This window comes from Xanthobacter tagetidis, from assembly GCF_003667445.1.
Lineage (GTDB): Bacteria > Pseudomonadota > Alphaproteobacteria > Rhizobiales > Xanthobacteraceae > Xanthobacter > Xanthobacter tagetidis.
Genome location: NZ_RCTF01000001.1, coordinates 446,999 through 470,915, shown reverse-complemented (window position 1 = coordinate 470,915; position 23,917 = coordinate 446,999). Strand labels below are relative to the sequence as shown.

At 70.9% G+C, this 23,917-nt stretch carries 22 protein-coding genes; 18 read left to right on the top strand and 4 right to left on the bottom strand.

The window, feature by feature from the left end; all coding sequences use genetic code 11:
• Positions 1-12: 12 nt before the first annotated feature.
• A complete protein-coding gene (locus D9R14_RS02205) occupies positions 13-1,158 on the top strand; it encodes a benzoate/H(+) symporter BenE family transporter (protein ID WP_121621800.1) in 1,146 nt (381 codons plus the stop codon).
• 62 nt (positions 1,159-1,220) lie between these two features.
• Here D9R14_RS02205 and D9R14_RS02200 read toward each other — a convergent pair whose 3' ends face one another.
• On the bottom strand, positions 1,221-3,587 hold the full coding sequence (locus tag D9R14_RS02200) for a Tex family protein (RefSeq protein WP_121621640.1): 2,367 nt from the start codon (positions 3,585-3,587) through the stop codon (positions 1,221-1,223).
• Positions 3,588-3,850: 263 nt separating this feature from the next.
• On the opposite strand from D9R14_RS02200, the gene D9R14_RS02195 reads away from it, so the two are divergent.
• The 6 genes from D9R14_RS02195 (at position 3,851) to D9R14_RS02170 (ending at position 9,639) form a co-directional block, all read left to right on the top strand.
• Entirely contained in the window at positions 3,851-4,945 is a 1,095-nt protein-coding gene (locus D9R14_RS02195; RefSeq protein WP_121621639.1) for a LacI family DNA-binding transcriptional regulator, read from the top strand.
• Between the two features lie 23 nt (positions 4,946-4,968).
• Positions 4,969-5,973 carry an ABC transporter substrate-binding protein gene (locus D9R14_RS02190; RefSeq protein WP_210210798.1) on the top strand — a complete coding sequence of 335 codons (1,005 nt, stop codon included), beginning with the start codon at positions 4,969-4,971 and terminating at the stop codon, positions 5,971-5,973.
• Positions 5,974-6,139: 166 nt separating this feature from the next.
• Positions 6,140-6,958 carry an ABC transporter permease gene (locus tag D9R14_RS02185; protein ID WP_121621637.1) on the top strand — a complete coding sequence of 273 codons (819 nt, stop codon included), beginning with the start codon at positions 6,140-6,142 and terminating at the stop codon, positions 6,956-6,958.
• Positions 6,959-6,962: 4 nt separating this feature from the next.
• The gene (locus D9R14_RS02180; RefSeq protein WP_121621636.1) at positions 6,963-7,772 is read left to right on the top strand and encodes an ABC transporter permease; all 810 of its coding nucleotides are present in this window, start codon (positions 6,963-6,965) and stop codon (positions 7,770-7,772) included.
• On the top strand, positions 7,769-8,809 hold the full coding sequence (locus tag D9R14_RS02175; protein ID WP_121621635.1) for an ABC transporter ATP-binding protein: 1,041 nt from the start codon (positions 7,769-7,771) through the stop codon (positions 8,807-8,809). The genes D9R14_RS02180 and D9R14_RS02175 overlap by 4 nt, the downstream gene beginning before the upstream one ends.
• Positions 8,810-8,814: 5 nt before the next feature.
• A complete protein-coding gene (locus D9R14_RS02170) occupies positions 8,815-9,639 on the top strand; it encodes a phosphodiesterase (protein ID WP_121621799.1) in 825 nt (274 codons plus the stop codon).
• Between the two features lie 141 nt (positions 9,640-9,780).
• On the opposite strand, the gene D9R14_RS02165 is transcribed toward D9R14_RS02170, so the two are convergent.
• A complete protein-coding gene (locus tag D9R14_RS02165) occupies positions 9,781-10,695 on the bottom strand; it encodes a LysR family transcriptional regulator (RefSeq protein ID WP_121621634.1) in 915 nt (304 codons plus the stop codon).
• Positions 10,696-10,800: 105 nt separating this feature from the next.
• Between D9R14_RS02165 and D9R14_RS02160 the strand changes: the two genes are divergently transcribed.
• The 10 genes from D9R14_RS02160 to D9R14_RS02115 all read left to right on the top strand — a co-directional run bounded on the left by D9R14_RS02160 (position 10,801) and on the right by D9R14_RS02115 (position 21,975).
• On the top strand, positions 10,801-12,267 hold the full coding sequence (locus tag D9R14_RS02160; protein ID WP_121621633.1) for a form I ribulose bisphosphate carboxylase large subunit: 1,467 nt from the start codon (positions 10,801-10,803) through the stop codon (positions 12,265-12,267).
• Positions 12,268-12,277: 10 nt separating this feature from the next.
• A complete protein-coding gene (locus tag D9R14_RS02155) occupies positions 12,278-12,676 on the top strand; it encodes a ribulose bisphosphate carboxylase small subunit (protein WP_121621632.1) in 399 nt (132 codons plus the stop codon).
• A gap of 58 nt (positions 12,677-12,734) precedes the next feature.
• Positions 12,735-13,679, top strand: coding sequence for a CbbX protein (cbbX, locus tag D9R14_RS02150; RefSeq protein ID WP_121621631.1), 945 nt, complete (start codon positions 12,735-12,737; stop codon positions 13,677-13,679).
• Positions 13,680-13,787: 108 nt separating this feature from the next.
• Positions 13,788-14,867 (top strand): class 1 fructose-bisphosphatase, encoded by a 1,080-nt coding sequence (locus tag D9R14_RS02145; protein ID WP_121621630.1) that lies wholly within the window; start codon positions 13,788-13,790, stop codon positions 14,865-14,867.
• Positions 14,868-14,884: 17 nt separating this feature from the next.
• Positions 14,885-15,760 carry a phosphoribulokinase gene (locus D9R14_RS02140; protein ID WP_121621629.1) on the top strand — a complete coding sequence of 292 codons (876 nt, stop codon included), beginning with the start codon at positions 14,885-14,887 and terminating at the stop codon, positions 15,758-15,760.
• A 70-nt stretch (positions 15,761-15,830) separates the two neighbouring features.
• A complete protein-coding gene (gene tkt, locus D9R14_RS02135) occupies positions 15,831-17,885 on the top strand; it encodes a transketolase (RefSeq protein WP_170168462.1) in 2,055 nt (684 codons plus the stop codon).
• Between the two features lie 218 nt (positions 17,886-18,103).
• Positions 18,104-19,168, top strand: coding sequence for a class II fructose-bisphosphate aldolase (gene fba, locus D9R14_RS02130; protein WP_121621627.1), 1,065 nt, complete (start codon positions 18,104-18,106; stop codon positions 19,166-19,168).
• Positions 19,168-19,860: a ribulose-phosphate 3-epimerase gene (rpe, locus tag D9R14_RS02125; RefSeq protein ID WP_121621626.1), complete on the top strand. Its 693-nt coding sequence runs from the start codon at positions 19,168-19,170 to the stop codon at positions 19,858-19,860. The genes fba and rpe overlap by 1 nt, the downstream gene beginning before the upstream one ends.
• A gap of 109 nt (positions 19,861-19,969) precedes the next feature.
• Complete coding sequence (locus tag D9R14_RS02120) at positions 19,970-20,791, top strand: exodeoxyribonuclease III (RefSeq protein ID WP_121621625.1); 822 nt, start codon at positions 19,970-19,972, stop codon at positions 20,789-20,791.
• A 122-nt stretch (positions 20,792-20,913) separates the two neighbouring features.
• Positions 20,914-21,975: a patatin-like phospholipase family protein gene (locus D9R14_RS02115; RefSeq protein WP_170168448.1), complete on the top strand. Its 1,062-nt coding sequence runs from the start codon at positions 20,914-20,916 to the stop codon at positions 21,973-21,975.
• Positions 21,976-21,987: 12 nt separating this feature from the next.
• Here D9R14_RS02115 and D9R14_RS02110 read toward each other — a convergent pair whose 3' ends face one another.
• Together D9R14_RS02110 and D9R14_RS02105 are read right to left on the bottom strand one after the other, a co-directional pair.
• A complete protein-coding gene (locus D9R14_RS02110) occupies positions 21,988-22,470 on the bottom strand; it encodes a cyclic nucleotide-binding domain-containing protein (RefSeq protein ID WP_121621623.1) in 483 nt (160 codons plus the stop codon).
• Positions 22,471-22,512: 42 nt separating this feature from the next.
• Positions 22,513-23,199 carry a response regulator transcription factor gene (locus tag D9R14_RS02105; RefSeq protein WP_121621622.1) on the bottom strand — a complete coding sequence of 229 codons (687 nt, stop codon included), beginning with the start codon at positions 23,197-23,199 and terminating at the stop codon, positions 22,513-22,515.
• A 113-nt stretch (positions 23,200-23,312) separates the two neighbouring features.
• On the opposite strand from D9R14_RS02105, the gene D9R14_RS02100 reads away from it, so the two are divergent.
• Positions 23,313-23,855, top strand: coding sequence for a L,D-transpeptidase family protein (locus D9R14_RS02100; protein ID WP_121621621.1), 543 nt, complete (start codon positions 23,313-23,315; stop codon positions 23,853-23,855).
• Positions 23,856-23,917 lie beyond the last annotated feature (62 nt).

Sequence of the window (23,917 nt, the reverse complement as noted above, 5' to 3'; positions counted from 1 at the left end):
GGCATCGCCAGCCTGCCCGTCTCGGTGCCGCTTTCGGCGCTGGTCGCCGCCTTGGTGGGCGCGGGCGGGACGCTCGCCGTGCTGCTGTCGGCGGCCAAGACGCTCGGCGCCACGGAGGCCGAGACCTCGTCCTGGGTGTGCGGCGTGTTCCTCGGCGTCGCCGCCACCAGCGCCTATCTGTCGATCCGCTACCGCATGCCCATCGTCACCGCGTGGTCGACGCCGGGCGCGGCGGTGATCGCCGGCTTCGCCCAGGGCGTCACCATGCCCCAGGCGGTGGGCGCGTTTCTCCTCGTCGCCGTGCTGACGCTGGCGTGCGCGGCGGTGCGGCCGCTGGCGGGGCTGGTGGCGCGCCTGCCGTCGGGCATCGCCGCCGGCATGCTGGCGGGGGTGCTGCTGCGCTTCGTCGCCGGCATCGCCGAGCAGGCGGTGGTGAGCCCGCTCCTCGTGCTGCCGCTGGTCGTGCTGTTCCTCGCCATGCGCCCGTTCGCGCCGCAGCTTGCGGTGATCGCCGCGCTCGCCGCGGGCCTTCTGTTCGCGCTGGCGCTCGGCGCCCCGCTGCCGGCGTTCGGCGACCTCTCCTTCTCGCGCCTGGTGCTGATCCCGCCGGAGTTCGATCTCGGTGTGCTCGCGAGCCTCGGCCTGCCGCTGTTCCTCATCACCATGGCGTCGCAGAATCTCACCGGCTTCGCGGTGCTCAAGGCCTACGGCTATCCGCCGCCGGCGCGCACTATCCTCGGCACGACCGGGCTCGCCTCGCTGCTGACGGCGCCGTTCGGCTCCATCACCATCAACCTCGCCGCCATCGTCGCCGCCATCTGCACCAGCCCGGAAGCGGACCCCAACCCGGCGACGCGCTGGCGCACCGGGCCGTTCTACGCCTTCTTCTATCTGCTGCTGGCGCTGGCGGGCGCTTCCATGGTGGCGGTGTTCGCCGCCATGCCGGCCGCGCTGATCGCCACCGTAGCCGGGCTTGCGCTGCTGTCGCCGCTGACCGGCGCGCTGACCGCCGCCATGGTCGAGGACCGGCACCGCCTCGCGGCGGTCGCGACCTTCGCCACCACGGCTTCCGGCGCCTCGGCCTTCGGCCTCGGGGCGCCGGTGCTCGGCCTCGCCGCCGGGCTGGCGGTGGCCGGTTTCGCCCGCCTGCGCTCCTGAGGCTGCGGCCGGCGCGGCGTCGCGCCGGCGCCCTGGGGCGATGCAAAGGGCGCTTCGGCCTCCTATTGGCCCTTGCGCCGCATGGCATCGGCGAGGGCGGCGCCGAAGGCCCCCTGTCCGGCGCCGGACCCGCCGGCCTTGCCGCCGCCTTGCCCGCCCGGACCGCGCCCCGGGGCGCCTCCGGGACGCGGACCGCGGGGGCCATCGCCGCCCGCACCCTCGCCACGCCCGCCCGAGGGGCGCGCGCCGGCATCGTCCTTGCGCATGGAGAGGGCGATGCGCTTGCGCTTCACGTCCACCTCCACCACGCGCACCTTCACCACGTCGCCCGCCTTCACCACCTCGTGCGGGTCCTTCACGAAGCGATCGGCGAGCGCCGAAACGTGGACCAGCCCGTCCTGATGGACGCCGATGTCCACGAAGGCGCCGAACGCGGCGACGTTGGTCACCGTGCCTTCCAGCACCATGCCGGGCTTGAGGTCGCTCATCTCGTGGACGCCCTCGGCGAAGGTGGCGGTCTTGAAGGCGGGGCGCGGGTCGCGGCCGGGCTTCTCCAGCTCGGTGAGGATGTCGCGCACGGTGGGCAGGCCGAAGCGTTCGTCCACGAAGGCGCGCGGGTCCAGCGCCTTCAGCGCCGCCGTGTCGCCCATGATCTGGCGCACGTCGCGCCCGCAGGCGGCGACGATCTTCTTCGCCACCTCATAGGCTTCCGGATGCACGGCGGACGCATCCAGCGGCTCGGCGCCGTCCGGGATGCGCAGGAAGCCGGCGGCCAGCTCGAAGGTACGCGGGCCGAGGCGGGCGACCTTCAAGAGTTCCTTGCGGGTCTTGAACGCTCCCACCGAATTGCGGTGCGCCACGATGGCCTCCGCCAGCGAGGCGCCGAGGCCGGACACGCGGGCGAGCAGCGAGGCGGAGGCGGTGTTGAGGTCCACGCCCACGGCGTTCACCGCGTCCTCCACCACCGCATCGAGTGCCTTCGCCAGGCGGGCCTGATCCACGTCATGCTGGTACTGGCCGACGCCGATGGCCTTGGGCTCGATCTTCACCAGCTCCGCCAACGGGTCCTGCAGGCGCCGGGCGATGGAGACGGCGCCGCGGATGGACACGTCGATGTCAGGCATCTCGGCGGCGGCGGTGGCCGAGGCGGAATAGACCGAGGCGCCGGCCTCGCTCACCACCACCTTGATGGGCTTCTTCCCCGACGCGTCCGGTGGCAACGCGGCGATGAGGTCGGCGGCGAGCTTGTCCGTCTCGCGGCTCGCCGTGCCGTTGCCGATGGCGATCAGTTCCACATTGTGGCGGCGGATGAGGTGCGCCAGCTCCGCCATGGCGCCCTGCACGTCGTTGCGCGGCTGGAAGGGATAGACGGTGGAGGTGGCAATCAGCTTGCCCGTGCCGTCCACCACCGCCACCTTCACGCCGGTGCGGATGCCCGGATCGAGCCCCATGGTGGCGCGGGAGCCGGCCGGGGCGGCGAGCAGCAAATCCTTGAGGTTGCGGGCGAAGACGCGGATGGCCTCTTCCTCCGCCCGCTCGCGCATCTCGCCCATCAGCTCTACGGTGAGGTGGAGCGAGAGCTTCACCCGCCACGCCCAGCGTGCCACCTCCAGCAGGAAGCCGTCCGCCGGGGCGCCATTGGCGAGGGGGATGTCGTAGGCCTCGGCGACGATGCGCTCGGCCGGCTTCACCGGGGTGGTGGCATCCTCGTCCACCACGAGGTCGAGGGTCAGCATCTCCTCGTTGCGCCCGCGCAGCATGGCGAGCACGCGGTGGCTGGGGGCGGTGGCCCACTTTTCCGAATGGTCGAAATAGTCGCGGAACTTGGCGCCCGCCTCCTCCTTGCCCTCGGCCACCTTGGCCTTGAGCACCGCGCCCGTCTTCATGTGCGCGCGCAGGCGGCCCACCAGTTCGGCATTCTCGGCGAAGGTCTCAACGAGGATGTCGCGGGCGCCGTCGAGCGCCGCCTTGATGTCCGCCACCTGCTCGGTGAGGAAGGCGGCCGCGCGGTCCGCCGGGGCGACGGAGCGATCCGCCAGGATCGCCTCGGCCAGGGGCCCGAGGCCCTTCTCGCGGGCGATCTCCGCCTTGGTGCGGCGCTTGGGCTTGTAGGGGAGGTAGAGGTCTTCCAGCTCCGCCTTGGTGGTGGCCGCCTCGATCTTGCCGCGCAGCTCGTCGGAGAGCTTGCCCTGCCCGTCGATGGAGGAGAGCACGGCGGCGCGGCGGCTTTCCAGCTCGCGCAGATAGGAGAGGCGCTCTTCCAGCGTGCGCAGCTGGGTGTCGTCGAGGCCGCCCGTCACCTCCTTGCGGTAGCGCGCGATGAAGGGGACGGTGGCGCCCTCGTCGATCAGGGAGACGGCGGCGCTGACCTGGGCGGTCCGCGCGCCGATCTCGGCGGCGATGATGCGGGCGATGTCCTCGGCGGCCATAAGCGCTGCTCCTCGCAAAGGGGGTGCAGGCCATAGCCCAGGCGTGCGGCGCTGTCACGGCGGCCTGTGGATGGTGCCCGGCACCCCGCCGTCCCCTTTCATGCGGGAGCCATCGCTCGCCGCCGACATCCCCCCTGTCATATGCGCGTTGCACGCGGCCGGTAGAACGGCTGTGAAAACGGTTTCAGGCGCGCCGCGCCGCCGGTCCTGCCGCTTCGCAACCGCAGCTCGGCGCGCCACATCGCGCGCCGGAGGGGATATCCTTGCCGCGCGTCGTCACCATCCGCACCGTCGCCGAGCGCGCCGGCTGCTCCATCGCCACGGTGAGCCGCGTCATCAACGGCTCGGCCCGCACCAGCGCGGAGGTGGAAGCGCGGGTGCGCGCGGCGATAGAGGAGCTCGGGTTCCGCCCGAGCGAGATCGGCCGCTCGCTGAAGACGCTGCGCGCCCGCACCCTCGGCGTGGTGATCCCGAGCCTGACCAATCCCGTGTTCGCCGCCTCGGTTGCCGGCATGGAGGCGGAAGCGCGGCGGCGCCACCACACGCTGCTGCTCACCGCCACCGACTACGACGCCGCGCGCGAGCCGGAAGTGGTGGAGACGCTGGTGGCGCAGAGCGTCGCCGGCCTCGTCCTCACCGTGACCGACGCCGACGACAACCCCACGCTCGACCGCCTGGACGCCGAGGGCATTGCCTACGTGCTGATCTACAACGAGCCGCGCCGCACCGAGCGGGCCGCGGTCTCGGTGGACAATGCCGGCGCGACCTTCGCCCTCGCCAAGGCGATGATCGCCGCGGGTCATCGCCGCGTGATCTATGTGGCCGGGCGCTTCGCCACCTCCGACCGCGCCCGCACGCGCTATCTCGGCTACCTCGCCGCCATGAGCGAGGCGGGCCTTGCCGCCGAGGCGCCGCTGGAGCTCGACTATCTCGCCGACCCGGCGGGCCATGGCGCGGCGCTCGCCGGCGTGTTCGGGCCGCCGGGGCGGCCCACCGCCGCCTTGTGCTCCAACGATCTGCTCGCGCTCTCGGTGATGGCGGCGCTGCGCGCCCTCGGGCTCAAGGTGCCGCAGGACGTGTCGGTGGCGGGCTTCGACGGCATCGCGCTCGCGGGCGCGGCCTACCCCTCGCTCGCCACCGTCGATACCCCGACCCGCCGCATGGGCGAGCGGGCGGTGGAGAAGATCTTCGAATTGCTGGACGGATCGGCCGCCCCGACTTTGGAGCGGCTGCCCTTCGAGCTGCGGCCCGGCGGCACGCTCGCGCCTGCCCCGGACGCCTCGCCCGTCGCGTCCGCGCGCCGGCCCGATGCCGCGTCCCCGTCCTTTCCCGCGTCACCCGAACCGCCATCCGAATGAGGACACCGCACATGCTTCGTCCGATGAAACATGCCCTTCTCGCCGGCGCCCTCGCGAGCGCGATCCTTGCCGCCGCCGCGCCGGCCCGCGCCGCCGACGCCATCTGCTACAACTGCCCGCCGGAATGGGCCGACTGGGGCTCCATGCTGAAGGCCATCAAGGCCGACACCGGCATCGACGTGCCGCAGGACAACAAGAATTCCGGCCAGTCGCTGACCCAGATCATCGCCGAGAAGGCGAGCCCGGTGGCGGACGTCACCTATCTGGGCGTCACCTTCGGCATCAAGGCCAAGGACGCTGGCGTCACCCAGCCCTACGAGCCCAAGGGCTTCGCCGAGATCCCCGCCGGCCTCAAGGATCCCGAGGGCCACTGGTTCACCATCCATTCCGGCACGCTCGGCCTGTTCATCAACAAGGACGCGCTCGGCAAGATGCCCGTTCCGGCCTGCTGGTCCGACCTGCTGAAGCCCGAGTACAAGGGCCTCGTCGGCTATCTCGATCCCACCTCCGCCTTCGTCGGCTATGTGGGCGCGGTGGCGGTGAACGGCGCCATGGGCGGCACGCTCGACGACTTCAAGCCGGGCATCGCCTTCTTCAAGAAGCTGCAGGCCAACCAGCCCATCGTGCCGAAGCAGACCTCCTATGCCCGCGTGCTCTCGGGCGAGATCCCGATCCTGCTCGACTACGACTTCAACGCCTACCGCGCCCGCTATTCGGACATGGGGAACTTCCAGTTCGTCATCCCCTGCGAGGGCACGGTGGTGGTGCCCTACGTGATGTCCATGGTGAAGGGCGCGCCCCATCCGGAGGCGGCGAAGAAGGTGCTCGACTACGTGCTCTCCGACAAGGGCCAGGCCATGTGGGCCAAGGCCTATCTGCGCCCGGCGCGCGCCATCGAGCTGCCCAAGGACGTGGCCGCGCGCTTCCTGCCCGCCGCCGACTATGCCCGCGCCAAGCCGGTGGACTACGCCCGGATGGAGCAGGCCCAGAAGGCGTTCGCCGAGGCCTACCTCAACGAGGTGAAGTGAAGGGCGGCGCGCCCGCGCCCCGCACAACGCGATCCCCTCCCCCTTGTGGGGGAGGGACAGGGCGGGGGGGTGCCGCTGTCCGGCGCCTTGCAGCGCCGCTGACACCCCCTCCCCCCGCCCTTCCCCGCAAGGGGGAGGGGGGACCTCACCCCACCGGACCGAAGCCATGCGCAGCGCCGACCGCCTCGCCGTCCTGTTCCTCGCGCCGCTGTTCGCGTTCGCGGCGGCGTTCTTCGTGCTGCCTTTGGCGGAACTGGTTCTGGTGGCGGGATCGGGGCCGAACGGGGCCTTTGAGTATCTCGCCATCCTTGCCAATCCACGCCATGTCCAGACCCTGGTCGCTACCCTCGCGCTGTCGGCGGGCGTGAGCGTTGCGACGCTGGCGCTCGGCACCGTGGTGGCGCTGTTCCTGGCGCGCACGCGCTTCGCCGGCCGGGCGCTGCTGGTATCGGCGCTCACCTTGCCGCTCGCCTTTCCCGGCGTGGTGGTGGGCTTCATGATCATCCTGCTCGCCGGCCGGCAGGGGCTGCTCGGCGCGTTCACCCAGTCGCTCGGCATGGACCGGCTGGTGTTCGCCTATTCCATGGCCGGGCTGTTCGCGGGCTATCTCTATTTCTCGCTGCCGCGCGTGCTGGTGACGCTGATGGCGGCCGCGGAAAAGCTCGATCCGGCGCTGGAGGAGGCCGCCCGCTCGCTGGGCGCGAGCCGGCTCGCGGTGCTGCGCGACGTGACGCTGCCGGGGCTCTCGCCGGCGCTGATCGCCTCCGGCGCCATCGCGTTTGCCACCGCCATGGGTGCGTTCGGCACCGCCTTCACGCTGGCGACCCGCATCGACGTGCTGGCCATGACGATCTACACCGAGTTCACCCTCAACGCGAACTTCGCCACCGCGTCGGCGCTGTCGCTGGCGCTCGGCCTCATCACCTGGGGCGTGCTCGCGCTCACCCGCAACATGGCCGGCACCGGCGTCGCGGCGGCGGGGTAGCGCCATGATCCCGCACCGCCTCACCTTCGTCCTCCAGCTCCTGGTGACGCTCGCCTGCGCGGCCTTCCTGCTGGTGCCGGCGCTCGCCTCCATGCTGGCGGGCGTCACCGCCAACTATTTCCAGGGCCTGCGCTCCGGCCTCACGCTGCGCTGGATTGGCGAGGTGCTGGCGCTCTATTCCGGCACCATCGGCCTCTCCATCGCCATCGCGCTCGGCACGCTCGGCGTGACGCTGGTGCTCGGCGTGCCCGCCGCCTGGGCGCTGGCGCGCAAGCCGTCGCGGCTCTCGCGCCTGGTGGAGGAGGTGGTGACGCTGCCGGTGGCCATCCCCGGCCTCGCGCTCGCGCTCGCCTTGATCCTCGCTTATGGCGGCTTCCGCGCGTTCCGGATGAGCCCGCTCTTCATCCTCGTCGGCCACGTGCTCTACACGCTGCCCTTCATGCTGCGCGCGGTGATGGCGGTGCTCGCGGCGGTGGACGTGAAGGCGCTGGAGGAGGGCGCGGCCTCGCTCGGAGCCTCCCCGCTCCAGCGCTTCTTCCACGTGGTGGTGCCCAACGCCAAGGGCGGCATCCTTGCCGGCGCGCTGATGGTGGTGACGCTCTCCATCGGCGAGTTCAACCTCACCTGGATGCTGCACACCCCGCTCACCAAGACGCTGCCCGTGGGCCTCGCCGACAGCTACGCCTCCATGCGGCTCGAGATCGCCAGCGCCTACACTCTGATCTTCTTCGTCCTGATCGTGCCGCTGCTGGTGGCGCTGCAGATGTTCGGGCGTGCGCTGCCGGCCGCGCCCGCGAAAGGAGGAAGGCCATGAAGCCCAGGACCGGCGCCGCCGTCACCCTCGCCGGCTGCGGCAAGACGTTTGCCGACGGCACCCGCGCGCTGGCGCCGCTCGACCTTTCGGTCGCGGCCGGCGAGACCCTGGTGCTGCTCGGTCCCTCCGGCTGCGGCAAGACCACGCTGCTGCGCATCATCGCCGGCCTGGAGAGCCCGGATGCGGGCGGGCGGGTGCTGTTCGACGGGGCGGACGTGACCGCGCTGCCGATCGAGAAGCGCAACGTGGGCATGGTGTTCCAGTCCTATGCGCTGTTCCCCAACATGAACGTGCGGGAGAACGTCGCCTACGGCCTGCGGGTGCGCGGTGTCGGCAAGGCCGAGCGGAGCCGGCTCGCGGACGAAGTGCTGGAGATGATGCGCATCGACGCCCTGGCGGAGCGCCGCATCACCCAGCTGTCCGGCGGCCAGCGCCAGCGCGTGGCGCTGGCCCGCGCGCTCGCCGTGCGGCCGAAGGCGATCCTGCTGGACGAGCCCATGGCGGCGCTCGACGCCGCGCTGCGCGAGCACCTGCGGGGCGAGATCGACGCGCTGCTGCGCCGCCTCTCCATCACCGCCGTCTATGTCACCCACGACCAGGCGGAGGCGCTGGCGCTCGGCGACCGCATCGTCGTTATGCGCGAGGGCGAGATCGCCCAGGTGGGAACGCCGCGCGAGGTCTATGAGCGTCCGGCGGATGCCTTCGTCGCCTCCTTCGTCGGCACCACCAACCGCCTGGAAGGCACGGTGCGCGGCGGGCGCTTCGCATGCGCGGCGGGAACGATGGCGCTGGATGCGCCGGACATGCCGAAGGCGGCGCTGCTGTTCCGCCCCGAGGCCGCCCGCCTGGTGCTCGATCCGCCCGCCGGGCTGGTGCTGAAGGTGGAGCAGGTGCAGTTCCAGGGGGCGCGCCAGAAGGTGACGCTGTGCACCCCCGACAGCGTCCGCGTGGTGGTGGAGACGCCGCCGGACCTCGAAATCGCCCCCGGAATGCTGATGGGCCTCGCCCTCGATCCCAACCGCTTCAGCCTCGTGTGACGCAGATGCTCATCGCCCAGCTTACCGACACCCACATCCGCCCAGAGGGCGCCCGCGCCTATGGGCGCGTCGACACCGCGCGCCATATGGAGGCGGCGGTGGCGCATCTCCTGGCGCTCGATCCCCGGCCCGACGTGGTGGTCGTCACCGGCGACCTCACGGATTTCGACCTGCCCGAGGAATATGCCCGCTTCCGCGCGCTCGCCGCGCCCCTGCCCATGCCGGTGCTGCCCATTCCGGGCAACCACGACAGCAGCGCCGGGCTCCTTGCCGCCTTCCCGGAGGTGGCCGCGCGCACCGACGGCACCCGCGCCAATTACGTGGAGGACGGGTTTGCGCTGCGCCTCGTGATGCTGGACACCTCGGTCGCCAGCGCGCCCCATGGCGAGCTCGGGGCCGCCGGCCTTGCCTTCCTCGACGCCGCGCTCGCGCAGGCGCCCGATCGGCCGACGCTCATCTGCGGTCACCATCCGCCGTTCCTCACCGGCATCGCCCACATGGACGCGCAGAACCTGCGCGACGGGGCGGCGCTGGAGGCCATCATCCGCCGCCATCCGCAGGTGGTGGGACTGGTCTGCGGCCATGTGCACCGGGCGATCACCACCACCTTCGCCGGCATCGCCGCCACCATCGCGCCGGCGCCGGCCCATGTGGTGAGCCTCGATCTGTCCCCGGACGGCCCGGCCACCTTCCACATGGAGCCGCCCGCGCTCGCTTTGCATCTGTGGACCGGCGGCCGGCTGGTGAGCCATGTGAGCCAGATCGGCGCCTATCCCGGCCCGTTCCCGTTCTTCGATGACGCGGGCCGGGCGATCGTCGCGGTCGCCTGAGGGCGTCCGCTCTCCCGTCGCTCTCCCGTTGGCGGCCAGACATGCGCGGGCGCCCGCCTCCCCGACGGGGAGAGGGTTGGGGAGAGGGGTTCGCTTCCGGCAGGCAAATGAAGCGGGATCAAGGGACGCTGGCGGAGGCCCTCACGGCACCTTCGGCAGGAAGGCGCCGCCCTCGCGCGCCAAAAATTCCATCAGCGCCAGCGCCGCCGGCATCAGGCGCTTCTCCTTCGCCCGCACGCAGAGCCATTGCCGCACGATCGGCAGTCCGTCCACATCGAGCGCCACCAGGCGCCCGTCGGCAAGCTCCGCCGCCACCGTGTGGGCGGAGAGGAAGGCGAGGCCGAGGCCGGCCATCACAGCCTGCTTGATGGTCTCGTTGGAGCCGATCTCCATGGCCCGCGGCGGATGGGCTGCTGCGTGCTCCTCGAACAGGCGCGCCATGAGCATGCGCGTGCCGGACCCCTCCTCGCGCATCAGGAACGGCTCGCGCGAGAGGTGCGCGGGCTTCAGCCGGCGCGCGGCGAGCCGGTGTCCCGGCGGGGCGATGATGAGGTGGGGATGGGCGCCGATCACCAGCGTCTCCGCCTCCAGCGCGGCGGGCGGGCGGCCCATGACGGCGAGGTCCAGCTCCAGGCTTTCGAGCCCGGCGATGATGTCCTCCCGGTTGCCCACCACCAGCTTCAGCTCGATGCGCGGCTGGCGCGCGCGGAAGGCGGCCAGCGCCATGGGGGCGAAATACTTCGCGGTCGACACCACCCCCACCACCACCGAGCCCTCGCCGGGCCGGCGGATCGCCTCGATCGAGCGTTCGGCCTCCGCCAGGGCCAGTTCCACCCGCCCATAGGCCACCACCAGCTCGCGCCCAGCGGCAGTCGGTCGCAGACGGCCGTCGCGGCGCTCGAACAAGGGAAGGCCGAGGTCCGCCTCCAGCTGCTTCATCTGCGCGGTCACGGCGGGCGGGCTCAAACCCATGTCCTGCGCCGCTTTGGCATAGGAGCCGGAGCGCGCGGCAAGCGCCACGATCTTGAGCTGGCGGAGGGTCCAATGGGCAGGCAATTTCAGGTTTCCTGAATGCTGTCTTCACATCATTGAAATTTACCTGAAGACCTGCGGCCCGCAACCTTCGTTCAACAACAGCAACGACGAGGGAGGGCTTCCGTCATGGGTGCCGACGCCGCCATCGGACAGATCACCGACGCCAAGAAGAGGTACGCCGCCGGCGTGCTGAAATACGCCCAGATGGGCTATTGGGACGGCGACTACCAGCCGAAGGACACCGACATCCTGGCGCTGTTCCGCGTCACCCCGCAGGCGGGCGTCGACCCGGTGGAGGCGGCCGCGGCCGTCGCCGGCGAAAGCTCCACGGCAACGTGGACGGTCGTGTGGACCGACCGCCTGACCGCCGCCGACGTCTATCGCGCCAAGGCCTACAAGGTGGAGCCGGTGCCGGGCCAGCCGGGGCAGTATTTCTGCTGGGTCGCCTACGACCTCGATTTGTTCGAGGAAGGCTCGATCGCCAACCTCACCGCCTCGATCATCGGCAACGTCTTCTCGTTCAAGCCGCTGAAGGCCTGCCGGCTGGAGGACATGCGCCTGCCGGTGGCCTATGTGAAGACCTTCCGCGGCCCGCCCACCGGCATCGTCGTGGAGCGCGAGCGCCTCGACAAGTTCGGCCGGCCGCTGCTCGGCGCTACCACCAAGCCGAAGCTCGGTCTGTCCGGCAAGAACTACGGGCGCGTGGTCTATGAGGCGCTGAAGGGCGGTCTCGATTTCGTCAAGGACGACGAGAACATCAACTCGCAGCCCTTCATGCACTGGCGCGACCGCTTTCTCTACTGCATGGAGGCCGTCAACAAGGCGCAGGCCGAGACCGGCGAGGTGAAGGGGCACTACCTCAACATCACCGCCGGCACCATGGAGGAGATGTACCGCCGCGCGGACTTCGCGAAGGAGCTTGGCTCCTGCATCGTGATGGTGGACCTGATCGTCGGCTGGACCGCGATCCAGTCCATCTCCAACTGGTGCCGCGAGAACGACATGGTGCTGCACATGCACCGCGCCGGGCACGGCACCTATACGCGCCAGAAGGGCCACGGCATCTCGTTCCGCGTCATCGCCAAGTGGCTGCGCCTCGCCGGCGTCGACCATCTGCATGCCGGCACCGCGGTGGGCAAGCTCGAAGGCGACCCCATGACCGTGCAGGGCTATTACAACGTCTGCCGCGAGATGACGACGAAGACCGACTACACGCGCGGCCTGTTCTTCGACCAGGAATGGGCGGGCCTGCGCAAGGTCATGCCGGTGGCCTCGGGCGGCATCCATGCCGGCCAGATGCACCAGCTTCTGGACCTGTTCGGCGACGACGTGGTGCTCCAGTTCGGCGGCGGCACCATCGGTCATCCGGACGGCATTCAGGCCGGCGCCACCGCCAACCGCGTGGCGCTGGAAGCCATGGTGCTCGCCCGCAACGAGGGCCGGGACATCGCCAGGGAAGGCCCGGAGATTCTGATCGAGGCGGCCAGTTGGTGCCGCCCGCTGCGCGCCGCGCTCGATACCTGGGGCGAGGTCACCTTCGACTACGCCTCCACCGACACGTCCGACTTCGTCCCCACCGCGTCCGTCGCCTGAGGAGGGAAAGATGCGCATCACCCAGGGCACCTTCTCCTTCCTGCCGGACCTCACCAAGGCGCAGGTCGCAGCCCAGGTCCAGTACTGCCTCGACCGCGGCTGGGCCGTCTCCATCGAGCACACCGACGATCCGCACCCGCGCAACACCTATTGGGAGATGTGGGGCGCGCCCCTGTTCGACCTCGCCGACGCCGCCGGCGTCATGGGGGAGATCGAGGCCTGCAAGGCGGCGCACCCGGCGGACTATGTCCGCGTGAACGCCTTCGATTCCGCCCGCGGCTGGGAGACGGTGCGCCTCTCCTTCATCGTCCAGCGCCCGGCCGAGGAAAAGGGCTTCCGCCTCGACCGCACCGAAGTGGAAGGCCGCACCCAGCGCTACGCCTTGCGCCACCGCGCCGGCGCCCTCTGACCCCTGAGCTTCACCCGCGCGGCCGTTCCCACCGCGCAACCTTGCCGAGGTTCGAGCCATGTCCACCGCAATCCTTCCCGCCCCGACCGCCGCGGCACCGGCAGGCGTTGCGCAGGCAGGGCTCGACCTCGGCGCTCTCTTCACCCAGAGCGAGGTGCCGCAGTTCCTGGCGGAACTGGAGCGCGACCTGATCGGCCTTGAGCCGGTCAAGCGCCGCATCCGCGAGATCGCGGCCCACCTGGTGGTCGGCCGGGCACGCGAGATGGTGGGACTCATCTGCGGCGCGCCGACGCTGCACATGACGTTCACCGGCAATCCCGGCACCGGCAAGACCACCGTCGCCCTGAAGATGGCCGGCATCCTGCACCGGCTCGGCTATGTGCGGCGCGGGCACCTGGTCTCGGTGACGCGCGACGACCTGGTCGGCCAGTATATCGGCCACACCGCGCCCAAGACCAAGGACATCCTCAAGAAGGCCATGGGCGGCGTGCTGTTCATCGACGAGGCCTATTATCTCTACCGGCCCGAGAACGAGCGCGATTACGGCCAGGAGGCGATCGAGATCCTGCTCCAGGTGATGGAGAACCAGCGCGACGACCTGGTGGTGATCCTCGCCGGCTACCAGGACCGCATGGATCGCTTCTTCGAGAGCAATCCCGGCTTCCGCTCGCGCATCGCCCACCACATCGACTTTCCGGACTATGCCGACGACGAGCTGGTCCGGATCGCCAAGGCCATGGCCGAGGGCGCCGACTACGCCTTCGCGCCCGAGGCGGAGGCGGCGCTCGCCGACTATGTGCGGCGGCGCCGGAGCCAGCCCAATTTCGCCAACGCCCGCTCGATCCGCAACGCGTTCGACCGCATGCGCCTGCGCCAGTCGCTGCGCCTGTTCGAGACCGGCGGCGCGGTGGACCGCGCCCGCCTCGCCACCATCGGCGCCGAGGACGTGCGGGCCAGCCGCGTGTTCGCGGGCGGCATCGATGCGCCCGCCGCGCCGGGCTAAGCCCGGCCGCCCGATCCCCTGACGGCCCGCCCCGCGGCGGTCCGTCGCCCCAAACCATGACGGCCCGCCGAACGGGCCGCGCGGAGGACACCCCTCAGGGAGACCGCCATGTTGGAGAAGACCGCCGAAACCCGGCCCGCCGCGACTTTTGCCAAGGGCATCCCACTCGCCGCCGCGCTCGACGACTGGGCCGGCGCGGACGCCCGCCGGCAGGACGTCGCCGCGACCGTCGCCGCCTTGGCGCGCGGCGCGACCGCCCTTGCCCGGCGCATCGCCGAGGGGCCGCTCGGCGGCGACCTCGGGGCCACGCTGTCGGCCGGCGAGGCGGGCGAGGGCCAGAAGGCGCTCGACGTGATCGCCGACGAGCTTCTGATTGCCGCGCTCCACGCCGCCCCGGTCGCGGCGGTGGCCTCGGAGGAGGACGAACTGCCGGTGCCGCTGAAGGCCGGCGCGCCGCTGCTGGTGGCGCTCGACCCGCTGGACGGCTCGTCCAACATCGACACCTGCCTCTCGGTGGGCACCATCTTCGCCGTGCTGGCGTGCCCCGCGGGCATCGACGGCGCGGCCCCCGCCGCCTTCCTCCAGAGCGGGCGCAGCCTCTTGGCGGCGGGCTATGTCATGTACGGGCCGCACGTGGCGCTGATGCTCACGGTGGGCGCCGGCACCTGGCCGTTCGTGCTCGACGCCGACGGCGTTTTCCGCCTCGCCGAGCCCGCGGCGCGGGTGCCCCAGGGCACGGCGGAATTCGCGGTCAACATGTCCAACTACCGCCATTGGGACGCGCCGGTGCGGCTCTATGTGGACGACTGCATCTCCGGCCGCGAAGGCCCGCGCGAGCGCGACTTCAACATGCGCTGGGTCGCCTCCATGGTGGCGGACGCGCACCGGATCTTCCGCCGCGGCGGGGTCTATCTCTATCCGGGCGACGCGCGGAAAGGCTACGGCCAGGGCCGGCTGCGCCTGCTCTACGAGGCCTTTCCCGTCGCCTTCCTGATGGAGCAGGCGGGCGGGGCGGCGACCGACGGGCGCACCGACATCCTCGATCTCACCGCGACCGGCGTCCACCAGCGCACGCCGCTGGTGTTCGGGTCGCGGGACAAGGTGGAGCGCGTCCGGCGCTATCACCTCGCCCCTGCGGGCGAAGCCGACCGCGCGCCGCTGTTCGCGCGCCGCGGCCTGTTCATCTGAGCCGGAAGGAGCCCATCATGTCCGTCCGGCATCCCATCATCGCCGTCACCGGCTCCTCCGGCGCCGGCACCACCTCGGTGAAGCGCACCTTCGAGCAGATCTTCCGCCGCGAGGGGGTGAAGGCCGCCTTCGTGGAGGGCGACAGCTTCCACCGCTACGACCGCTTCGAGATGCGCGCGCTGATGGCCGAGGAGGGCCGCAGGGGCAACGGCCACTTCAGCCACTTCTCGCCGCAGACCAACCTTCTGCCCGAGCTTGAGGCGTTGTTCGCCGACTACGGCGCCGGCGGCACCGGCCGCACCCGCCACTACGTCCACGATGCCGAGGAGGCGAAGCTCTATGGCGCCGAGCCGGGCCGCTTCACCGACTGGCGCGACATCGACGCGGGCACCGACCTTCTGTTCTACGAGGGCCTGCACGGCGCATCCGTCACCGATGGCGTGGACGTTGCCCGGCACGCGGACTTGAAGATCGGCGTGGTGCCGGTGATCAATCTCGAATGGATCCAGAAAATCCACCGGGACAAGGCGACGCGCGGCTATTCCACCGAAGACGTCACCGAGACCATCCTGCGGCGCATGCCGGACTATGTGCGCTACATCTGCCCGCAATTCACCGAGACCGACATCAACTTCCAGCGCGTGCCCACGGTGGACACGTCGAACCCGTTCGTGGCGCGCTGGATCCCGACGCCGGACGAGTCGATGGTGGTGATCCGCTTCAAGAATCCGCGCGGCATCGACTTCCCGTATTTGCTGTCGATGATCCAGAACAGCTTCATGTCGCGGGCGAATTCCATCGTCATCCCCGGCAACAAGCAGGACCTCGCCATGCAGCTCCTGCTGACGCCGCTGATCCTGAAGCTGATGGACAGGAAGCACCGGGCGGGATGAAGGGCCGTCGCCCGCCCGCCGGCCACTGCCCCGAAACAACATCATTCCCGGGAGGACCGCCATGACCCCGATGAGCGCCACCGCCGAGGCCCTCGCCGCCCCGCTCCCCGCGGTTGACCGCACGCCGGGTGCGCTCGGCTGGCCCGTCACCGCCGCGCTGCGCGCGCTCGCCATGGATGCGGTGGAGCAGGCGCGCTCCGGGCATCCCGGCGCGCCGCTCGGCATGGCGGAGATCGCCGCCGTGCTGTGGCGCTCCCACCTGCGGCACAATCCCGCCGACCCGGCATGGCCCGACCGCGACCGCTTCGTGCTCTCGAACGGCCACGGCTCCATGCTGCTCTACGCGCTCCTGCACCTCACCGGCTACGACCTGCCCATGGACGAGCTGAAGCGCTTCCGCCAGCTCCATGCGCGCACCCCCGGCCACCCGGAACATGGCCTGACGCCGGGTGTGGAGACCACCACCGGGCCGCTCGGGCAGGGGCTCGCCAATGCGGTGGGCCTGGCGCTGGCCGAGAGGACGCTCGGCGCGCAGTTCAACCGGCCGGGGCTCGCCATCGTCGATCACCGCACCTTCGTGTTCCTCGGCGACGGCTGCCTCATGGAGGGCGTCAGCCACGAGGCATGCTCGCTCGCCGGCCGGCTCGGCCTCGGCAAGCTCGTCGCCTTCTGGGACGACAACGGCATCTCCATCGACGGCAAGGTCGAGGAGTGGTTCGCCGACGACACGCCGGCGCGCTTTGTGGCCTATGGCTGGCAGGTGATGCGCGTGGACGGGCACGATCCGGCCGCGCTCGACGCCGCCATCACCGCCGCACTCGCCGATACGGAACACCCCAGCCTCATCTGCTGCCGCACCACCATCGGCCGCGGTGCGCCGACCAAAGAGGGCCACCAGGACACCCATGGCGCGCCGCTCGGGCCGGAGGAGATCGCCCGCGCCCGCGCCGCCATGGGGTGGGACCATGCGCCGTTCCATTTCCCCCCCGAAATCTACGCCCAATGGGACGCCCGCAAAGCCGGCGCCGCCCGGCAGCAGGCCTGGGAGGCGCGCGTGGCCGCCTACGAGCGCGCCTATCCGTCCGAGGCGGCGGAGTTCCGGCGCCGGCTTTCGGGCGACCTCGCGGAAGGCTTCGCCAGCGTGTTCGCGGCGGCGCGCGACGCCGCCATGGACAAGCGGGAGACGGTCGCTTCCCGCAAGGCGAGCCAGCAGGCGCTCGCCGCGCTCGCGCCGATCGTGCCGGAGCTGCTCGGCGGCTCGGCCGACCTCGCCCACTCCAACCTCACCACCTATCCGGGCGCGCGCCCGGTGACGCGCGATCCGGCGGGCAACCAGGTGCTCTACGGCGTGCGCGAGTTCGCCATGGCGGCGATCGCCAACGGGGTGGCGCTGCATGGCGGCTTCATCCCCTTCGTCGCCACCTTCCTGGTGTTCTCCGACTATGCGCGCAACGCCATCCGCATGAGCGCGCTCATGGGCCAGCGGGTGATCTACGTGCTCACCCACGATTCCATAGGCCTCGGCGAGGACGGGCCGACCCACCAGCCGGTGGAGCATGTGGAGAGCCTGCGCCTCATCCCCAATCTCGACGTCTGGCGCCCCTGCGACGCGGTGGAAACGCTGGAGGCCTGGCGCGCGGCGCTGGCACGCAGGGATGGGCCGTCCGCCCTCATCCTGTCGCGCCAGAACCTGCCCGGCCAGCCGCGCACCGCGGAGCAGGCGGACGCCATCGCCGCCGGGGCCTACCTGCTGCGTGAGAGCGAGGGCTGCGTGCGCGCAATCCTGGTCGCCACCGGCTCGGAAGTGGGCCTCGCGGTCGCCGCCGCCGAAGAGCTGGAGGTGAAAGGCATCGCCACCCGCATCGTCTCCATGCCCTGCCGCGAGCGCTTCGAGGCGCTGCCCGAGACCGCGCGCGCCGCGCTGTTTCCGCGCGGCATGCCGGTGGTGACGGTGGAGGCGGGCGTGACGCGTGGCTGGCGCGGCCTCGCCGGCATGCGCGGCGGCGGCCTCATCGCCCTCGGCATCGATCGCTTCGGCGAGAGCGCGCCGGAGAAGGACCTGTGGCCGCTGTTCGGCCTCACACCCGCGGCGGTCGTCGAGGCGGTGAAACGCGCGCTCGGGTGAGATGACGAGTCCCGGCCGACTGGAACGAAGCGAAAGCGCCGTGGAAGGAGAGCCGGGACCCAGCGCAGGAATGCGCCGAAGTCGGCTTGATCCGCAGCGTTCCGGCACGCGGCCGGCTGCGCCGACTTTTCTCCTGGACCCCGGATCGGCGCTCCAGCTGCGCTGTCGCTGGTCCGGGGAACAGCAACGGTAACGATCGAACCCAGAAGGAGAGGACAATGCCCCTCGTTTCCCTGCGCCAGCTGCTCGACCACGCGGCGGAACATGGCTACGGCCTGCCGGCCTTCAACGTGAACAACATGGAGCAGATCAAGGCGATCATGGAGGCGGCCCGCGCCACCTCCGCGCCGGTGATCCTCCAGGGCTCGGCGGGGGCGCGCAAATATGCCGGCGAGCCGTTCCTGCGCCACCTCGTCACCGCCGCGGTGGAGGCCTATCCCGAGATCCCGGTGGTGATGCACCAGGACCACGGCGCCTCCCCCGCCGTGTGCATCGGCGCCATCCGGTCCGGCTTCTCCTCGGTGATGATGGACGGCTCGCTGAAGGAGGACGGCAAGACCCCGGCGGACTATGCCTACAATGTCGAGGTGACCGCCCGCGTCGCCGAGCTGGCGCACGCCGTGGGCGTCTCGGTCGAGGGCGAGCTCGGCTGCCTCGGCTCGCTGGAGACCGGCCACGGCGAGGCCGAGGACGGCCACGGCGCCGAGGGCGCGCTCTCCCGCGACAAGCTGCTGACCGATCCGGACGAGGCGGCCGCGTTCGTCAAGGCGACCCAGTGCGACGCGCTCGCCATCGCCATCGGCACCTCGCACGGCGCCTACAAGTTCACCCGCAGGCCCACCGGCGACATCCTCGCCATCGACCGCGTCAAGGCGATCCACCAGCGCATTCCGACCACCCACCTGGTGATGCACGGCTCGTCGTCCGTGCCGCAGGACCTGCTGGAGGACATCCGCGCGTATGGCGGCGACATCCGGGAAACCTACGGTGTGCCGGTGGAGGAGATCCAGGAGGGCATCCGCCACGGCGTGCGCAAGGTGAACATCGACACCGACATCCGCCTCGCCATGACCGCCGGCCTGCGCCGGGTGGCGGCGAACAGCCCGTCCGAGTTCGACCCGCGCAAGTTCCTCGCTGCCGCCATGGATGAGGCGCGCAAGGTCTGCATCGCCCGCTTCGAGGCGTTCGGCGCGGCGGGGCAGGCGGAGAAGATCCGGCCCATCGATCTCGACGACATGGCGAAGCGCTACGCCTCCGGATGGCTCAGCCAGGTGGTGCACTGATGGCCCGCCAGCCGCCCGTCATTGCCCCCTCGATCCTCTCGGCCAACTTCGCCCGGCTCGGCGCGGAGGTGGACGCCGTGCTGGCGGCGGGGGCGCAGTGGATCCATTTCGACGTGATGGACAACCACTATGTGCCCAACCTCACCATCGGCCCGCTGGTGCTCAAATCGCTGCGGCCGCTCACGGCGGCGCCCATCGACGTGCATCTGATGGTGAAGCCGGTGGACGCCATGATCGAGGCGTTCGCGGACGCGGGCGCCGACCTCATCTCGTTCCATCCGGAAGCGTCCGAGCACGTGGACCGCTCGCTCCAGCTCATCCGCTCCCGCGGCGTGAAGGCGGGCCTCGTGCTCAATCCGGCGACGCCGCTCTCGGTCCTGGACCACACGCTGGACCAGCTGGATCTGGTGCTGGTCATGGCGGTCAATCCCGGCTTCGGCGGGCAGGCCTTCATTCCCGGCGCGCTCGGCAAGCTCACCCGCATCCGGGCTCTGATCGACGCGTCGGGCCGCGACGTCCGCCTGGAGGTGGATGGCGGGGTGAAAGTGGACAACATCGCCGCCATCGCCGCCGCGGGGGCGGACACCTTCGTCGCCGGCAGTGCCATTTTCGGCGCCGGCGACTATGGCGCGATCATCGCCGCCATGACGGCCCAGATCGCGGTGGGCCTCGGCGCCGCTCTGCCGGCTTGAGCGGCGCCGGCCATCGCCCCCGGCGGGATCGAAGCTGCCGCCTTGCACCTTGCCGGCGAGGCGGCTAAGGCTTGGGACCCTCCTCCCGATACCGGAACAGCGCTCCGCCTTGTCCCTCACCGTCTGCACCTGGAACATCAATTCGGTGCGCATCCGCCTGCCCATCGTGCGCGAGGTGGTGGAGCGGCTGAAGCCGGACGTGCTGTGCCTGCAGGAGACCAAGTGCCAGGACGACAAGTTCCCGCTCAACGCCATCCGCGACATGGGCTTCGAGCACATCGCGCTCAACGGGCAGAAGGGCTGGCACGGGGTTGCGACGTTCTCGCGCCATCCCTTCGTGGACATCGGCCGCGGCGAGTTCTGCGGCAAGGGCGATGCGCGCCATGTGAGCGTCACGCTCGGCCCCGAGGCCGGGCTCGGCAAGCCGGTGACGGTGCATAACTTCTACGTCCCCGCCGGCGGCGACGTGCCGGACCCGGAGCTGAACCCCAAGTTCGCCCACAAGCTCTCGTTCCTCGACGAGGTGACGGCGTGGCCGACCCTGCGCGCCGACGCGGCGGATCCCGACCGCCATGCGGTGGTGGTGGGCGACCTCAACATCGCGCCGCTGGAGACCGACGTCTGGAGCCACCGCCAGCTCCTCACCGTGGTCAGCCATACCCCGGTGGAGGTCGAGAAGCTCGGCGCCTTCCAGGCGTCCGGCCCCTGGGTGGACGTGATGCGGGACATGGTGCCGCCGGCCGAGAAGCTGTTCACCTGGTGGAGCTACCGCTCGCCCGACCCGACCGTGAACGACCGCGGCCGCCGCCTGGATCACGTCTGGGCGAGCCGCTCGCTGGCGCCCCGTGCCCGCGCCATGACGGTGCTGAAGGAAGCCCGCTCCTGGCAGAAGCCCTCCGACCACGTGCCGGTGGCCCTCACCTTCGGGTGATGCGGTATCCAATTGATTCCTTGACCGTTTCCGAGTTGCGTCCGTTCAATGGGGGGCGGTTCGCGCTCGCCTTCGGCGGCAAGGGCTGTATCCTGCCGAGGGAGTATTCAAGGGAGGCCGGGATGATGCGGCGGCGAGACATATTGGCGTTGGGCGCGGCCGCGCTCGTGGCCGGCGAGGCGCGAGCGCAGGGGGCTCCGGGCGGTGCGGCGCCCGCCCCCGCGGTGCCGGCCGGCGCCTGGGACGACGGCCTTGCCCATCCCATCCCCTATGAGCCGCGCCTCGGCGCCGGCAAAGAGCGCGGCCTGGTGCTCGGCGGCGGCGGGGCCTATCTCGCGTCATGGATGGCCGGCTATTTCCACGGCCTGAAGACCAAGGGCGTCGATCTCGCCACCGCCGACATCGTGGTCGGCACGTCCGCCGGTTCGGTGATGGGCGCCGCGCTGATGGGCGGCCACCTCTGGCGGCTTTCGGCGGAATTGAGCTTCCTCGGCCGGTTTCCGGGGCTGTTCGCGGACCTGATCCCGACCCAGGCGCCCAATCCCAGCCAGCTGCGCGCCCGCGCCGCCGCGAACGGCGCGACGCAGGCCGATCCGGCCACCATCCAGGCGATCGGTCGTACCGCGATGGCCGCGCGCAATCCGGCTGGCGGCGGCCAGTATCCGACCACGGTGCGGCACCTGATCGGCGAAGCGGACTGGCCGTCGCCCAAGCTCCACACCACCGCCAACGATTGCTACACCGGCGAGCGCCTCGTGGTGTCGGCCGCGGACGGCATCCCGATCAACGTCGCCTGCGCCGCCAGCTCTTCGCTTCCCGGCTCGATGGGTCCGATCTGGCTGAAGAACCGCCTGTGCATGGATGGCGGCATCTGCCAGACCAGCACCCATGCGGACGTGGTCGCCGGCGTCGCGCGGGCGCTCGTCATCTCGCTCTCCGACGGCGGCGCCGATGCGGTAAAGGTGGGCCTGCGCACCTCAGGCCTGCCCAACACGCTCGACGCGGAGGTCGCCACCCTGGAGAGCCAGGGCACGAAGACGGTGCTGAAGGTGGTGGGCCTTCTGCCCGGCGTCACGTTCGTGGACAGCCTGATGGATCCGAAATGGATCGAGCCGTGCCTGAAGAACGGCCATGAGCGCGGTCTCGCCGACGGCGACGAGATGAAGGCGTTCTGGAACGCCTGAAGCCGGACGGCCTCAGCGGCGGCGCGGACCGAGGCCCTCGCTCTCCAGCCGCGCGGCGACGGTGCCGAGCGCGCCGAGGGTCGCCTCGAGGCGCGCCGCGAACATCTTGCGCATGCGCTGCGCCACGTCCGGGAAGCCTTCCAGCGTGCGCACGAAGGTGGAGCGCGACAGGCGCATGAGCACGCACGGCGCTGCCGCCACCGCCGTCGCGGGCCGCTTGTTGGCAAGGATGAGCGAGGTCTCGCCGATCAGCGCCACCGGCTCCAGGGCGTGCAGAAGCTCCGGCTCCACGCCCTCCTTCTCGCGGATGAAGTGGAGCAGCCCGGAGGCCAGCACATAGGCGCAGTCGGCGTCGTCCCCGGCCTTGAACAGCACGTCGCCCTCGGCGAGCACCTTCTGCTCGGAGCTGATGGCGAGGATGCGCAGCGCCTCCCCGTTCAGGATGTCGAACGTGGGCACCTGCCGGAGCAGGGCGATGTCCGTCTCCAGGCTCAAGGGCGGTTCTTTCGGCGGGCGGGCATCGGGGCGGCCTTCTGCTCAGGGAACGAGCTTGTATCCCCCGGCCTGGGTGGCAAGAAGCGTGGGATTGGAGGGATCGGGCTCGATCTTCTGCCGCAGGCGGTAGATGTGGGTTTCGAGCGTGTGGGTGGTGACGCCGGAATTGTAGCCCCAGACCTCCTGCAGCAGCGTCTCGCGCGGCACCGGCGTCTTCCCGGCGCGGTAGAGGTAGCGCAGGATCGCGGTTTCCTTCTCGGTCAGGCGGATCTTCGAGCCGCGCTCGGTGAGCAGCAGCTTGGCGCCGGGCCGGAAGGAATAGGGGCCGATGGCGAACACCGCGTCCTCGCTCGCCTCGTGCGAGCGCATCTGCGCCCGCAGGCGCGCCAGCAGCACCGCGAAGCGGAACGGCTTGACGATGTAGTCGTTCGCCCCCGCCTCCAGGCCCATGATGGTGTCGCTGTCGGTGTCGTGGCCGGTCAGCATCAGGATCGGCGCCTTGAAGCCGTTGCGGCGCATGTGCCGCACCGCCTCGCGGCCGTCCATGTCAGGCAGGCCCACGTCCATGATGACGATGTCGATGGCGCCGTTCTTGGCGGTCTCGATGGCCGCCTGGGCGGTCTCTGCCGGCACCGGCTCGAACTCCTCCTGGATCGTCAACTGCTCGACGAGGGCGTCGCGCAGCTCCGGGTCGTCCTCGACCACCAGGATTTTCCAGGCGTTGGCCATGTCAATCCTCCTGCGCCCTGTGAGGCGCGCGAATCGCGCAAGTACAGCATGCCGGAGCGCGCATGCAAATTTCCCGGCGCTTGGGGCGAGCTTTATAGGTAAATTGATGCGGTATGAAGGGTGAACATCCTGTGGGCATCTCACGCCTCCTCGTGCGCCGCCGGCCCGGCGCCCGTCATTTCGGACTGTTGATCGCCGGCGGACGCGCCATTCCCGTGGCGCTCGGCCGCGCCGGCCCCGCCGTGCGCAAGCGGGAAGGGGATGGCCGCACCCCGGTCGGCCGCTACCGCATCCTGAGGGCGCTCTATCGGCCCGACCGCATGGCGCGGCCGAAGACGCGCCTGCCGCTCGCCGCCATCCGGCCCGGGGACGGCTGGAGCGATGATCCCGCGGACCGGCGCTACAACCGCCCGGTCGCGCTGCCGGTCGCGACCTCCCATGAGCGCATGTGGCGCGACGACGCGCTTTATGACCTCGTGCTGGTGATCGACCACAACACCCGGCCGCGCGTCGCGGGGCACGGCTCGGCGGTGTTCATCCACGCGGCGCGGCCGGGATTTTCCGCCACCGAGGGCTGCGTGGCGCTGACGCGGGGCGATCTGCGCCGGCTCGTGGAGCGCCTCGCGCCGGGCGCGGTGATCGAGATCGCGCCGTGACGCGCGGGAGCTGCGCCCATCCGCTCGCTTTCCGCAGGCGGCGGTCCGGTGCTATAGGATCA